This window comes from Thioalkalivibrio sp. AKL9 (assembly GCF_000377825.1).
Taxonomy (GTDB): domain Bacteria; phylum Pseudomonadota; class Gammaproteobacteria; order Ectothiorhodospirales; family Ectothiorhodospiraceae; genus Thioalkalivibrio; species Thioalkalivibrio versutus.
On record NZ_KB905118.1, the window covers coordinates 1 to 14,005 of the forward strand.

The following is a 14,005-nucleotide window of genomic DNA, read 5'->3' on the forward strand; positions in this document are numbered from 1 at the left end:
TATCCCAGCGTGCTTGCCAGTGGATGATGGCTAGGTCTTCGAGCATCTTCGGCACGTTCGGCCCTTGGCCCTTGGCCGTTGCGTGCCGCGCCCGCGAAGCGGGCGCTGGGGGCCTTCGAGCGGCTGTGCCTGTTGTTGTGCCACGGGGCCGGAATACCTGTTGTTTTGACCTCCCCCTCCCGTATGGAGCCCCTTGCGGAAGGGTCCTCGGGCCGGGAGAAGGCGCTGGATGTCTGAGCGAAGCGCAGCGTAGCGAGTTCAGCGCCGCCGGCCCGAGGGCACTGGAGCAAGGTTCCCGGGCGGAATCCGGGTGCCCTTCTTTGGGCACTTTCTTGGGCAAGCAAGAAAGTGCCTCGCGGTGCGCTCGCGAGAGAGCGCCTGGCAGGCGGCCGGACGAAGCCACCGTAAACACCTGATGACGAACCCTGGCTAGCCACCGTGGGGCTGGCGGTGGACCAAAGGCAACATAAACACGAGAGGATGAATACGCCCGAGCCATTGCGTGGCGAGGAGGCGGCTCAGGTGGTGGCGATGTGGTCGAGCAGGGCGCGGTAGCCGGTGCGGTAGTCGGGATACTGGAGGCGATAGCCACTGGCATGCAGGCGCTTGTTGCAGCAGCGCTTGCCGGAGACTTCGCCCTCGGGCATCGGCGGTGTGCCGGGCGGATCGATCTCCATCGCCTGTGCCAGCCAGGCGAGCAGCTCGTGGCGCAGGGCGGGCTCGTCATCCACGCCCAGATAAATCGGGTCGGGGTCATCCAGATGGAACAAATGGGTCAGCAGGCCCACGCAGTCATCGCGGTGGATGCGGTTGGTCCAGACCGGCGCTTCGTGCTGACCACGCACGCCCTCGCGTACCTTGCGCAGGTGGTACTCGCGGCCCGGGCCATAGATGCCGCCAAAGCGCACGACCACGCCGGGAAAGGGACTGTCGGCCAGCAACTGCTCGGCTTCCCGCAGGGCGCGCCCGGAGAACCGGGTGGGTTCGGTGGGGCTGGCCTCGTCCACCCAGCGGCCGTCGTCGGCGCCGTACACCGAGGTGCTGGAGACGAATACAACGCGGCGCGGCTGCGGGCTGGCCCGTTCCAGGGCGGTCAGGGTGTTGCGCAGGCCGTCAACATAGGCGCGACGATAGGCGGGCTCGGTGAACTCGCCCGGGGTGGCGATGAAATAAACCGTGTCGAGCGCCGGCGGCAGCTCCGGCAGGCCGTCCGCGACGCCGAAGTCGCCGGCCAGGGGCTGGATCGGCTTGGGGATGTGCTCCGGCCGGCGGCGCAGGCCCCAGACGGAGTGTCCGCCGTGGGCAAGTTGCTGGCCAACGGCACCGCCGAGATCGCCGCAGCCCATGATCAGGATGTTGGCCATTGTTCCCTCCGGGATCGTGATACGCACGCTACCGATTTCGCTGGCGAAAGACCAGTGCCAAAGTGAGGGTTCGACCGTGGGCGATAGCTCGGGCATGCTGACTGGAACGCAGATGAACGGGAGATGGGGCTTGGGCAAGGCGAGCCGAAAGAAGGTCGACACGTGTGTCTGCGGGTCCGGGCAGGACCGTGCCGCCTGCTGTGGGCCGTATCTGGATGGTACGGCCTCGGCGCCCACGGCGGAGGCGCTGATGCGCTCGCGTTATGCCGCGTTTGTGGAAGGGCGTGAGGACTATCTGCTGGCGACCTGGGCGGCCGCGACACGCCCGGCATCCATGGAGCTGGATTCGGAACAGCGCTGGCTGGGGCTCGCGATACGTGCGACCGAGGCGGGTGGGCCGGACGACGAGTCAGGCTGGGTCGAGTTCATTGCCCGGTCACGGGTGCGCGGTCAGGGCGTACGCCTGCACGAGCGTAGTCGTTTTCGCCGCGAAGACGGGCGCTGGGTGTATGTCGACGGGGAGTTTCCGGGCGCATGACAGCCGCTTCGGATTCGGTCGCGTCACCGGTCCATCCGGCATTGCTGGATCGGGTGCTGGAGTGCCTGCGCATGCAGTCGGACGGGCTGACCGAGCACGCCCTGATCACGCAGTTGCGCGACGCGGGCGTGGAGCCGTTTTCCGGGGCGCGGCTGCAGGAGCCCTTGAGCCTGTTTCAGGCGCACTTTGTGCTGTTCCACTGCCTCTACCGGCTGCGCGACCGCCTTGCGGAGGGCGGCGAAGGCTTGCGTATCCACTGCCTGGATATCGGGATCGAGCCGGTGCGGGAAGGTGGCGCGGTGGATGGGCTTCTGGCGACGCATGATCCACTGCGGGCCTATTACCTCGACCTGGCGCAGCTGGAAACCATGGATGCGTCGGCGGTGGAGGCGCTTCTGGGCGAGTTCTGGTCGCAGCTGGGGCGTGACCAGCAACGCGAGCAGGCGCTGGAGGTGCTGGAGCTTGCGGACCCGGTGGATGCCGACACGATCCGCCGACAGTACCGCCGGATGGCGCAGCGCCACCACCCGGACCGGGGTGGCGACACGGCCAAACTGCAGCGGATCAACGCGGCCCGCTGGGTCCTGCTGGTCCGGGGCTGAGGTTCAGTCGTCCGAGTCCGACATGGTGGTCACGAACGCCTGTTCCACGGTGAAGGTACCCACGCCCTTGTAGTTGGTCTGGGTCCAGCCGTGTTCGGTGAGCCACTCGCTCATCTCGCGGTTCATCGCCGGGTTGCCGCACAGCATTACGCGGTCGTGTTCCGGATCCGCGGGCGGCAGATCGAGGATCTGGCTCAGTTCGCCGGAGCGGAACATGTCGGCGCCACGCTGGTTGTTGTCGTAGGGCTGCTGCGCGATCGGGCAGGCGAAGTCGTGGTTCTCGCGGGTCACGGTCGGCACGTAGCGCAGGCGGTCGCTGATGCGCGACTCGATCTCCTGGCGGTAGGCCAGTTCCTCGACGGTACGCACGCTGTGCACCAGCACTGCATTGTCGAAGTGCTCGAACAGCTCCGGGCTGCGGATCAGCGAGATGAACGGGGCGAGCCCCGTGCCGGTGGCCAGCATGTACAGGGTGCGACCTGGCTGCACGTAGTCGAAGGTGAGCGAGCCGGTGACCTTGGTGTTGATCCAGATTGAATCACCCGGTCCAGCCTCGGCCAGGCGGCTGGTCAGGGCGCCATCCGGCACGTGGATGCTCAGGAATTCCAGTTCCTCGGCCTCGGGTTCGGAGACGATCGAATACGCACGCGGAATCAGCTTGCCCTCGGGGCGCAGCCCCAGGGTCACGAATTGCCCGTTCTTGAATTCCAGACCCTCCGGGCGCGTGGTGGTGAAGCTGAAGGTCTTGTCCGACCAGCGGTGCGTGGAGGTGATTCGTTGTTCCGAATAAGGCATAAGTGCGTGGTTTTCCGATTATTGTTCGGTCCTACGCTAGCAAGTCCGCGCACCGGAAGCGAAAGCGCCGGCAAAAACCAAGGAAAACACTCGGAAATGGGTATCGCTCGTCAGCGGACGTTGCTGTCGATGGGCGTGAGGTGTTGCTCCAGCGGGGCCGGTTCCGACAGGTAGAAGCCCTGCACGAAGTCCAGGCCGATCTCGCGCAGGCGGTCCATGGTCGCGGCTGATTCGACACATTCGGCGATGGTGCGCAGGCCGAGGACATGACCCACGCGGTGAATGGCCGTGACCATGGCCGAGTCCACCGCGTTGTGGGCAATATCGCGCACGAAGCTGCCGTCGATCTTGATGAAGTCCACCGGCAGGTTCTTCAAGTACCCGAATGACGACAGACCGCTGCCGAAGTCGTCCAGGGAGAAACGACAACCGATGTAGCGCAGGGTGCGGATCAGGCTCTGGGCGCGTTCGTGGTGGCTGATGGCCGCGGTCTCGGTGATCTCGAAGATGATGCAGCGCGGCGGGATCGCGTAGTGCTGCAGGCGCTCGGTGACGAACTCCAGCATGCTCTCCTGCGCCAGCGACTGGCCCGAGAGGTTGATCGCCAGAGTGGGGTCGCAGTGGGATGAGTTCTCGCGCGGCGCACGATGCCGGGCGAGCATGGCGAAGGCGTTGTCGATGATGTGTCGGTCGATATCCGGCATCAGGTGGTAGCGCTCCGCGGCCGGGATGAAGCTGCCCGGCGGGATCAGCCGGCCATCCTCGTCGCGCAGGCGCATCAACACCTCGACATGGGCAAGGTCCGGGGCGACCGGACCCAGCGGGTGGACGGCCTGGCCGAACAGCGCGAAGCGCCCTTCCTCCAGCGCCGAGCGGATGCGGCCGACCCATTCCATCTCCCCGCGTCGGCGGCGCAGGGCCTGGTCGCTGGGCTGCCAGACGTAGACCTGGTTGCGGCCGTTTTCCTTGGCGGCGTAGCAGGCGGAGTCCGCCTGGCTGAGGATCTCGGGCAGGGTCTGTTCCGGGCCGCTGACCGGCACCAGACCGATGCTGACGCCGACATCGAAACGCCGGCCCTCCCATGCGAAGCGCAGGGACTGGACGGTCTCTAGCATCTTCCGGGCAATCGCCTCGGCGCGTTCGGGCGGGCAGTGGCACAGCAGCACGCCGAATTCGTCGCCACCCAGCCGGGCCAGGGTGTCGTTCTCGCGGATCAGGTGCCGCAGGCGCTCGGAGAGTTCCCGCAGGAGCTCGTCGCCGGCCTGGTGACCGCAGGTGTCGTTGATGATCTTGAACTGGTCGAGGTCCATGTAGAACACCGCATGCGGCGTCTCGCCCTCCTCCTGAATGTGCAGGGCCTGGTCCAGCCGCCGCTCGAATTCGCGGCGGTTGCACAGGCCGGTGAGGTCGTCATGGGTCGCCTGATGGTTGAGCTGCTGGGTCATCTGCCACAGCTCGGTGTGGTCGTGCAGCACGACCACCACACCCTGGGCCTCGCGGTTCGGGCGTTGCAGGGGCGAGGCCAGCATGCGTACCACGCGGGTTTCGCCGTCGGCGCGATGCAGTATGCGTTCGGGCGATTCCACGGTACCGCCCAGGTTCAGGCAGTGTTCCACCGGGCGGAGCACGCTGGCCCCCGTCCGGGTGTCTTCCAGGTCCAGCAGTTCGTCCACCAGGTGGCCCTGGGCGCTGGTGGCATCCAGCCCCAGCAGTACCTGGGCGGCGGGGTTCAGGTAGGTCAGGCGCCCGTGGGTGTCTGCGGTGATGACCCCGTCGCTGATCGATTGCAGCGTGGTTAGCAGGCGGTCCCGTTCGGCACCCGTGGCGGCCTCCGCGGCCCGCAGCGAGGTGACGTCCCAGGCCACGCCGAGTGCGCCGTCCGGACCCTTTTCTGGGTCTTTCATGGGGATCCACGAGACGCTGAGATGCGTACCGTTGACGGTGTCCTCGAACTGGAAGGCTTCGCCCGCGAGGGCGCGTTCGGCGGCCTCCAGTGTGCCGGGCTGGTCCGCATAGACGTCGTGGAAATTGCGCCCGACCACCTCGCCGGGGTTCAGACCCAGGGCCTGCAGCCCGGCCCCCTCGGAAAGCGTGAATCGGCCGTCTGCGTCCAGCGCGAACAGGATCAGTGGGGCGTGGCGAATGGTCGCGCCCAGCTGGGTCTCCAGGCTCTTCAGCGCCTGCTCCGACTGACGCTCGCGGGTGATGTCGCGGACGGTCGCGAAGACCTCGAGCTCGCCGTCCGTGCGGATCGCGTTGATGTGCACCTCGGCCGGAAATTCACCACCGTCACTGCGCCGGTAGCGGCTTTCGAAGTGCGCGGGGAGGCGCTGTTCGGGGTTGGAGTGGGCCTGGTCCACGTCGTCCTGAGTGGCCTGCAGGTCCAGCTCGGTGATGTGCACGCCGCCGGTCAGTTCGGCGCTGGTATAGCCCAGAAGTTCGCAGGCGGCGTAGTTGGCCGCGACGATCCCGCCCTTGCGGTCGAGGACCAGATGAGCCTCGGGCGCCTGTTCGAAGATCCGCTGATAGCGCGTGGTGTCCGGGTGATCGGGCATGGCGGCGGGCTGAACCTTTGGTGGCGGGCCGGGCCCCGCGTCGGGGCGTGATTCGGCACCGGAGTGTCGCCGGTTGCGCCGGCACTGGCAACCTTGGAAGGTGCGGATTTGCCTCTTCCGGGGCGGTTTCTGCTTGCCCGGCTTACCCGGGCGCTTGGGTGAGCCGGGACAGGTTTTCCGTGGACAGGGGCGCGCTGTGCGGGGGATTGCGCAGTTGTTCGCGCGCCCAGGCGGCGTGTTCGCGCACCAGCTCGGAAGGGTGCTCGGCGCGGGCGGCCAGGGCCGCGTCCGCCTCGGGTGTGGCCGGACCGTTGCCCAGGGCCACAGCGAGGTTGCGCAGCCACTGCGCATGGCCGATTCGGCGAATGGCCATGCCCTCGGTGCGGGCGAGGAAGGTTGCCTCGTCCCAGGCGAACAGCTCGATCAGGCTGGCGCTATCCAGACCGTGGCGGGCGATGAAGTCGGGTTCCGCCGTGACCTCGGCAAAGCGGTTCCAGGGGCAGACCAGCTGGCAGTCGTCGCAGCCGTAGATGCGGTTGCCGATCAGCGGGCGCAGGTCCTCGGGGATCGCACCCTTTAGTTCGATGGTCAGGTAGGAGATGCAGAGGCGTGCGTCCAGGTCGTACGGCCCGCGGAAGGCCCGGGTCGGGCAGACATCGAGACAGGCGGTGCACTGGCCGCAGTGCTCGTCCACGGGTTCGTCCAGTGGCAGTGGCAGGTCGGTAAACAGCTCCCCGAGAAAGAACCAGGAGCCGCTCTCGCGCGCCAGCAGATTGGTGTTCTTGCCAATCCAGCCCAGCCCGGCGCGGGCGGCCAGGGCCTTTTCCAGGATTGGCGCGCTATCGGTGAAGGCGCGATAGCCGAACGGCCCGACCTCCGCCTCGATCCGGCGCGCGAGGGTGGTCAGGCGCTTGCGCAGCAGCTTGTGGTAGTCGCGGCCCAGGGCATAGCGCGAGACATAGGCGTGATCGCGTTCGGCCAGCTGGATCGCCGGGCGCCGGGTGGCCGGCGGGAAGTAGTCCATGCGCACGCTGATGATGCGCTGCACACCGGGCATCAGGGCATCCGGGGCGTGGCGCAGGGGGGCGCGGTCGGCCATCCAGTCCATGTCGCCGTGCGAGCCCTGGGCCAGCCAGTCGTCCAGATGCCGGCGATCCGCCTCGGGCACCTCGGCGGGGGCGATGCGCACGGCCTGGAAGCCGAGCTCGCGTCCCCAGTCGCGGATGCGTTCGGCAAGCTCGGTGGATTGGCGTGGATCGAGGCGCTGAGGCACGATTTCGGCTTCCGCGACGGAGGTGATGGCGTGAATCATGAACCCGACCCACAAGCATTGACCAGCGCACTGTTCGATAACGCGGGCATGCGGGCCCTGGATGCCGCCGGCCTGGCCCTGCCGGGGATGGCGCCGGGCGAGCTGATGGAGCGTGCCGGTCAGGCCCTGCTGGCGGTGGTGCGCCGCGACTGGCCGCAGGCCCGCCGCATCGGGATCCTGTGCGGGCCCGGCAACAACGGCGGAGACGGCTACGTGCTTGCCCGGCTGGCGGCCGAGGCCGGGCTGGAGGTGCGGGTCCATGGCGGCCCCTCGTGGGCGCGCCCCGAGTCCGATGGTCGCCAGGCCCATCGGCGCTGGCAGGAGGGCGGCGGCGAGGTCCATGCCCTGGAAAGTTTCGACCCGGCGGCCGCGGACCTGTGGGTGGATTGCCTGTTCGGGATCGGCTTGGAGCGGCCGCTGACCGATGCCTACGGCGCGGTGATCGAGTCGTTGAACGCGAGTGGGCGGCAGGTGCTGGCGGCCGATGTGCCCTCGGGCGTGGATATCGATCGCGGCCGGGTCCTGGGGGAGGCGGTCAGGGCGAATCACACCCTGACCATGATCGCCGACAAGCTGGGCCTGCATACCGGGGCCGCGGTCGACCGGGTCGGCCAGGTGGAGGTGGCCCCGCTCGATCTCCCTGCCTCGGTGGCCCATGGCATCGCGCCGGTTGCGCGTCGGGTCGGGCCAGAGGACTGGCGGCAGCGTCTGCCGGTACGGCGCCCGGGGGCGCACAAGGGCGACTGTGGGCATGTGCTGATCGTGGGCGGCGCGCCCGGCTACTCGGGGGCCGCGCGGCTGGCGGCGACGGCCGCCCTGCGCGCCGGGGCCGGCCGTGTGACCCTGGCCACGCACCCCGAGCATGCGGCCTGGGCGAACCTGGAGCGACCCGAGTTGATGGTGCGTGGCGTGGCGGACGCCAGCGAGTTGCAGGCCCTGATGCGTCGCGTCGATGTCGTCGCGGTGGGACCGGGATTGGGACAGGACGCCTGGGGTCGTGGCCTGTGGCTGGCGGTGGCGGATGCCGACCTGCCCCGGGTGGTGGATGCCGATGCCCTGAACCTGCTGGCCGAGGCCCCGCGCCGGGGCGAGGACTGGGTGCTGACCCCGCACCCAGGCGAGGCCGCCCGTCTGCAGGGGCAGGACGTGGCCACTATCGAGGCCGATCGCCCCGGGCAGGTGCGGGCGCTGGCCGCGCGCCTGGGTGGAGTGGTGTTGTTGAAGGGGGCGGGCACGCTGGTCGCCAGTTCGGGTGCGGAGCCGCTGGCCTGTGTCACCGGCGGCCACCCGGGTATGGCCACCGCCGGCAGCGGGGACGTGCTGACCGGCATCATCGCCGCGCTGCGCGGGCAGGGCGCGGATGCGCGCAGCGCCGCGGAGATCGGGGCCGCCTGGCACTGCGCCGCAGCCTGCATCGCGCGTGACCGCCTGGGCGGGGCGCGCGGGATGCTGGCCGGGGATCTGGCCGAAGCCCTGCCGGCCGCGTCCGGGGGTGGGGCATGACGGTGGCAGCGGCCCCTCTGGTCCTCCCGCACCTGGAGGCGACCGAGGCGGCCGGGGCCGCGCTGGTGGCGCTCGACGCCCCGCATATCGTGTTCCTGGAGGGTGATTTGGGTGTCGGCAAGACCACTTGGGTTCGGGGTCTGCTGCGCCGGCTCGGGCATGAAGGCGCGGTCCGCAGTCCGACCTACACCCTGGTGGAGCCGTATGAGCTGGCGGGGCGCGAGGTCCTGCACTTCGACCTTTATCGCCTGGGTGATCCCGAAGAACTCGAGTACCTGGGGGTGCGCGAGGCCTTCGGGGGCGATGTCCTGTGGCTGGTGGAGTGGCCGGAGCGCGGTGTGGGCTGGCTGCCGGCGCCGGATCTGGTGGTGCGCCTGGCGCATCGCGAGGGCACAGCCGAAGGTCGGGAGCTGTGGCTGGAGGGGCCGCTGGCGGCGGCCTACCACCGGGTGCTTCGGGACCAGGAGATCGTGACAGGGTGACACGCCGGGGCTGCCCCGGAGTTGGCCCGCCACGCGCACAATGCGCGATATCTCGCTCATAAAGAAAGAAAATCGCTATTGCTTTTCCAGAAAAAGCGTCCACAATGTAGTCAGAACCCCTGATTACAAAGGGAAACGCCGTGGGCCAATCAACATCGCCGGATCTGCGCCGCCGCCAGCTGCTGCGCGCCATGACTGCCCTCGGGCTGGTCGGGATGCCTTTGCCGGCCCTGGCTCGCACGGACGTCCGGCGCGTGCGTATGTCCGTGGATGGCGGAACCACCCGTCTGGTCTTCGACATGGACGGTGAGGCGGAATACTCCATGTTCCACCTGCAGTCTCCCGACCGCCTGGTGGTCGATCTGGAGAACGCGCGGGCCGTGGAAGACCTGACCATCAGCGATAACCCGCGCTCGGCGATCAGGGCCGTGCGCCATGCCGCACGCAATGGCTCCGATCTGCGCGTGGTGTTCGACCTGCGCAAGCCGGTGGAGCCGAGCAGTTTCGTGCTGATGCCGGCACAGGGTGCGCCGCACCGCCTGGTCCTGGATCTGACCAGCGGCGAGGCACCCGCCGCGCCGCGCTCGGCGGAGAACAACGGCTCCCGCCGTGGGCGCTCGCAGGAGGACCTGCGCGATGTCGTGGTCGCCATCGATGCCGGTCATGGTGGGCATGATCCGGGTGCCATCGGCCCCGCCGGCACCCGCGAGAAGGACGTGGTCCTGCAGATCTCGAAGCGTCTGGCCGATCGCGTGAACAGCGAGCACGGCATGAAGGCCGTGATGACCCGCAGTGGAGACTATTTCCTGCCCCTGCGCGAGCGCATCGAACGGGCGCGCAAGGCGGACGCCGATATCTTCGTGTCCATCCACGCCGACGCGATCGCCAATCGCAACGTGCAGGGTTCGTCGGTCTACATGTTGTCCGAGCGCGGGGCCTCCAGCGAGGCGGCGCGCTTCCTCGCCCAGCGCGAGAACCAGGCGGATCTGAGCCTGGGCGGGGTGCCGATCAACGGCAAGGACGACTCCCTGACCAACGTGCTGCTGGACCTGGCCCAGAGCGGGAGCCTGGAGGCCAGCAACACCCTGGCCGAGCGGATGATCGCGGAGCTCCACCGGGTGGGCAAGGTGCGCAAGCCGGAGGTGGAGCGCGCGAACTTCGCGGTCCTGCGCTCGCCGGATGTGCCGTCGGTCCTGGTCGAGGCGGCCTTCATCTCCAATCCCTCCGAGGAGCGCAAGCTGCGCAGCACGACCTTCCAGAACTCGCTGGCGGACGCCCTGCTGACCGGGCTGCGGTCGTACTTCTCCACCCATGCCCGTCCGGGCACGCTGATCGCCGACGGCCAGCCCGACCAGCACATCATCCGCCCGGGCGAGACCCTCTCCGGGATTGCCGATCGCTATCGCCTGTCGCTGGCGGACCTGCGTTCGGCCAACGATGTCCGCGACGATCGCATTTACGCCGGCCAGGTCCTGCGTATCCCCCGCGACTCCTGAGCCCGGAACCTCCGGGCAGCCCGTCACGTCTTGCAGGCGTTGTTCGGCCGCCGGCTAGGCACTCCGGCGCTGCCCCGGTTAGGCTAGGCACCCGGTTCTCGTCTCTCCCAGGTGTCGCGCGTGGCGATCGCAAAGCTCTCCGAACAACTGATCAATCAGATCGCCGCCGGCGAGGTGATCGAGCGCCCGGCCTCGGTGGTCAAGGAACTGCTGGAGAACGCCCTGGATGCCGGGGCGACGCGGGTGGATGTGCGCCTGGAGCAGGGCGGCGTCCGCCTGATCCAGATCAGCGACAACGGCAGCGGGATCTATCGCGACGAGATGCCGCTGGCCCTGTCGCGCCATGCCACCAGCAAGATTGCCTGCATGGACGACCTCGAGGCGTTGCATACGCTGGGCTTTCGCGGCGAGGCCCTGCCCTCGATCGCCTCCGTCTCGCGGCTGTCGCTGACCTCCATGGTGGCGGACGAGCGCAACGGCTGGCGCCTGACCGGGGACGGCTCCGATGTCTTCCGCGAGGCCGCCCCGGCGTCACATCCGGTGGGCACGACCGTCGAGGTCCGCGACCTGTTCTTCAACGTCCCGGCGCGGCGCAAGTTCGTGCGTACCGAACGCACCGAATACAACCACTGCGAGAACGTCATCCGCACCCAGGCGGCTGCCTGTCCCGAGGTCGCCTTCAGCCTGCGCCACAATGACCGCGTCACCCTGGACCTGCCGGCGGCCGACGACCCCGGCGAACGGGTGCGGGCGCTGCTGGGTGATGCCTTCCTGGAGCATGCGACCCCGGTGGACGAACAGCGCGCCGGGCTGGCGCTGTCCGGCTGGCTGGGCTCGCCGACCCAGTCGCGGGCGCAGCCCGATCAGCAATTCTTCTTCGTCAACGGCCGCGCGATCCGCGACCGCGTGCTGGCCGCGGCCGTGCGCAAGGCCTATCAGGACGTGCTCTACCACGGGCGGCATCCGATGTTCGTGCTGGACCTGGAACTGGATCCGACCCAGGTGGATGTGAACGCGCACCCGACCAAGCAGGAAGTGCGCTTTCGCGAGTCGCGCATGGTTCACGACTTCATCTTCCACAGCCTGCACAAGGCGCTTGCCGCGTTGCGTCCGGGGGATTCCGGGCATGCCGCGGCGGTACCCGACATGGGTGCGCCGGCCCCCGCCGGTCGCCCCATGCCCATGCCGGCGCAGGCGGATCGCCCGCTGTCCGGGCTGGGTGTGCCGGGTGCGGGCGGTGGGTACGCGCCCCCTCGCGAACCGCGACTTGAGCCGGTCGGGCGCGATCCAGGCTTTGGTGCGGCCTGGGCCGAGTTCCGCGGGACGTCTGCGGTGGCCGAGGCGCGGCCCGCCGCTTATGACACCCCGATGCCATCCGCCACGTCCGGTGCGCCCGCAGCGGACCCGGACGGCATGCCGCCCCTGGGGTTTGCCCTGGGGCAGGTAGCCGAGACCTTCATCCTGGCCGAGAGTCCCCGCGGCCTGATCGTGGTGGACATGCACGCGGCCCACGAGCGCATCACCTATGAACGTCTCAAGCGCGAATGGGAGGGGGCACGGGTGACCTCGCAGCCGCTGCTGGTGCCGGAGACCCTGGACGTCACCCCGGCCGAGGCCGAACTGGCCGAGGAACGCGCGGGCCTGCTTGGGGAACTCGGCTTCGAGCTCGACCGTGCCGGCCCCGAGACGCTGACTCTGCGCGCGGCGCCCGCGTTGCTGCGTGGCCAGGACACCGCGCAGCTCGTGCGCGATGTCCTGGCGGACCTCGCGGCCGATGGCTATAGCCATCGGGCCGAGGGGGCGATGAACGCGGTACTGGGAACGATCGCCTGCCACGGTTCCGTGCGTTCGGGGCGACGCCTGACCCTGCCCGAGATGAACCAGTTGCTGCGCGACATGGAGGCCACCGAACGCTCCGGCCAGTGCAACCACGGGCGCCCGACCTGGGTGGAGCTGGACCACTCGGCGCTGGACCGGCTGTTCCTGCGAGGACGCTGATGGCCGGACTGGATGGGGACCGGCCGCCGGTCATCCTGCTGGCCGGTCCCACCGCGAGCGGCAAGACCGCGCTGTCGCTGGCGCTGGCCGAGGCCCTGGACGCGGAGATCGTCAGCGTGGATTCCGCGCTGGTCTATCGCGGCATGGATATCGGCACCGCCAAGCCGGACGCCGCCGAGCGTGCCCGCGCCCCGCATCACCTGCTGGATATCCGCGACCCGGAGGACACCTACAACGCCTCCGACTTTGCCCGCGATGCCCGCGCCGCGATCGATGCCATTCATGCCCGCGGCCGGGTCGCCCTGCTGGCGGGCGGCACGCTGCTCTACCTGCGCGCCCTGCTGGACGGCTTCGATCCGATCCCGCCGGTCCCGGATGCGGTCCGCGAGTCCGTGCGTGGCCGTCTGGAACACGAGGGCGCCGTGGCCCTCCATGCCGAGCTGGCCACCGTGGACCCGGAGGCCGCCGCGCGCATCCACCCGAACGACCCGCAACGCATCCTGCGCGCCCTGGAGGTGTACGCGGCCAGTGGCCAGCCATTGTCGGGCTTCCAGAGTGGCGCGGCCGCGACGGTCCCGGCGGGCTGGGTGTCGCTGGCCCTGTGGCCGGCGGATCGCGAGCGCCTGCGTGCGCGCATCGCCGACCGCTTCGATGTGATGCTGGAGGCCGGCTTTGTCGACGAACTGATGACCCTGACCCGTCGCCCCGGCCTGACCGCGGAGCACCCGTCGCAGCGGGCGGTGGGGTATCGCCAGGGCTGGCAGTGGCTGGCCGGCGAATGCGACTTTGCGACCTTTCGCGAGCGGGCCATCGCCGCGACTCGACAGCTCGCAAAACGCCAGCTCACCGGGCTGCGGCGCTTCCCCCTGCATGCCCGGTTGAACGCCGAGGACGCGGATTTGTCGCAGGCTCTGCGGGCCATCCAGGCTGCACGGATGGCGGCCCCGGCAGCGGCGATGTCCGAATAACGCCCGGTGTACGCCTGGAACGGCGCCGCGAAGCCGGTATGCTACGCTTCAACCTGACCGTGCGGCGGGCCGACTTCGAGCCGCCGGCGCGGGTCGCGAACCAATAATAACGATCAAGGAACGCACCGATGGCCAAAGGGCAAATGTTGCAGGAACCCTTCCTGAATGCGCTGCGTCGGGACCGGATCCCGGTCTCCATCTACCTGGTGAACGGGATCAAGCTGCAGGGGCAGATCGAATCCTTCGACCAGTTCGTGGTGCTGCTGCGCAGTACGGTCTCGCAGATGGTGTACAAGCACGCCATCTCCACGATCGTGCCGGCCCGTCAGGTGAACATGAATCTCGAGGGCGAGGCAGCGGCCCCCGCCTCCGCCGAGGCCGAGTCCTGAACA

12 protein-coding genes and 1 pseudogene are annotated in these 14,005 nt (G+C 68.9%); 9 read left to right on the plus strand and 4 right to left on the minus strand.

Going from position 1 to position 14,005, the window contains the following annotated elements; translation table 11 throughout:
• The first annotated feature begins 23 nt into the window (after positions 1–23).
• Positions 24–237: pseudogene (locus D573_RS15010) on the plus strand (hypothetical protein).
• 281 nt (positions 238–518) lie between these two features.
• Here D573_RS15010 and D573_RS0112500 read toward each other — a convergent pair.
• Positions 519–1,364 (minus strand): SDR family oxidoreductase, encoded by an 846-nt coding sequence (locus tag D573_RS0112500; protein WP_018939012.1) that lies wholly within the window; start codon positions 1,362–1,364, stop codon positions 519–521.
• A gap of 130 nt (positions 1,365–1,494) precedes the next feature.
• Here D573_RS0112500 and D573_RS0112505 point away from each other — a divergent pair, with 130 nt between their 5' ends.
• A complete protein-coding gene (locus D573_RS0112505; RefSeq protein ID WP_018939011.1) occupies positions 1,495–1,902 on the plus strand; it encodes a YchJ family protein in 408 nt (135 codons plus the stop codon).
• Positions 1,899–2,504: a DNA-J related domain-containing protein gene (locus D573_RS0112510; RefSeq protein ID WP_026287994.1), complete on the plus strand. Its 606-nt coding sequence runs from the start codon at positions 1,899–1,901 to the stop codon at positions 2,502–2,504. Before D573_RS0112505 ends, D573_RS0112510 begins: the two co-directional genes overlap by 4 nt.
• Positions 2,505–2,507: 3 nt before the next feature.
• Here D573_RS0112510 and D573_RS0112515 read toward each other — a convergent pair whose 3' ends face one another.
• The 3 genes from D573_RS0112515 to queG all read right to left on the minus strand — a co-directional run bounded on the left by D573_RS0112515 (position 2,508) and on the right by queG (position 7,166).
• Positions 2,508–3,299 carry a ferredoxin--NADP reductase gene (locus tag D573_RS0112515; RefSeq protein WP_018175830.1) on the minus strand — a complete coding sequence of 264 codons (792 nt, stop codon included), beginning with the start codon at positions 3,297–3,299 and terminating at the stop codon, positions 2,508–2,510.
• Between the two features lie 110 nt (positions 3,300–3,409).
• On the minus strand, positions 3,410–5,854 hold the full coding sequence (locus D573_RS0112520; RefSeq protein WP_018939009.1) for an EAL domain-containing protein: 2,445 nt from the start codon (positions 5,852–5,854) through the stop codon (positions 3,410–3,412).
• A gap of 142 nt (positions 5,855–5,996) precedes the next feature.
• Positions 5,997–7,166, minus strand: coding sequence for a tRNA epoxyqueuosine(34) reductase QueG (queG, locus tag D573_RS0112525; RefSeq protein WP_018939008.1), 1,170 nt, complete (start codon positions 7,164–7,166; stop codon positions 5,997–5,999).
• An 18-nt stretch (positions 7,167–7,184) separates the two neighbouring features.
• On the opposite strand from queG, the gene D573_RS0112530 reads away from it, so the two are divergent.
• The 6 genes from D573_RS0112530 (at position 7,185) to hfq (ending at position 14,002) form a co-directional block, all read left to right on the plus strand.
• Positions 7,185–8,669: a bifunctional ADP-dependent NAD(P)H-hydrate dehydratase/NAD(P)H-hydrate epimerase gene (locus tag D573_RS0112530; RefSeq protein ID WP_018939007.1), complete on the plus strand. Its 1,485-nt coding sequence runs from the start codon at positions 7,185–7,187 to the stop codon at positions 8,667–8,669.
• Positions 8,666–9,151, plus strand: a complete 486-nt coding sequence (tsaE, locus tag D573_RS0112535) for a tRNA (adenosine(37)-N6)-threonylcarbamoyltransferase complex ATPase subunit type 1 TsaE (RefSeq protein ID WP_018939006.1) — start codon at positions 8,666–8,668, stop codon at positions 9,149–9,151. The genes D573_RS0112530 and tsaE overlap by 4 nt, the downstream gene beginning before the upstream one ends.
• Before the next feature lie 191 nt (positions 9,152–9,342).
• Positions 9,343–10,647, plus strand: a complete 1,305-nt coding sequence (locus tag D573_RS0112540; RefSeq protein WP_051076222.1) for an N-acetylmuramoyl-L-alanine amidase — start codon at positions 9,343–9,345, stop codon at positions 10,645–10,647.
• 120 nt (positions 10,648–10,767) lie between these two features.
• Positions 10,768–12,645: a DNA mismatch repair endonuclease MutL gene (mutL, locus tag D573_RS0112545; RefSeq protein WP_018939004.1), complete on the plus strand. Its 1,878-nt coding sequence runs from the start codon at positions 10,768–10,770 to the stop codon at positions 12,643–12,645.
• The gene (gene miaA / locus D573_RS0112550) at positions 12,645–13,613 is read left to right on the plus strand and encodes a tRNA (adenosine(37)-N6)-dimethylallyltransferase MiaA (RefSeq protein WP_018939003.1); all 969 of its coding nucleotides are present in this window, start codon (positions 12,645–12,647) and stop codon (positions 13,611–13,613) included. The genes mutL and miaA overlap by 1 nt, the downstream gene beginning before the upstream one ends.
• 128 nt (positions 13,614–13,741) lie before the next feature.
• Positions 13,742–14,002, plus strand: a complete 261-nt coding sequence (hfq, locus tag D573_RS0112555) for an RNA chaperone Hfq (RefSeq protein ID WP_018175824.1) — start codon at positions 13,742–13,744, stop codon at positions 14,000–14,002.
• Positions 14,003–14,005 lie beyond the last annotated feature (3 nt).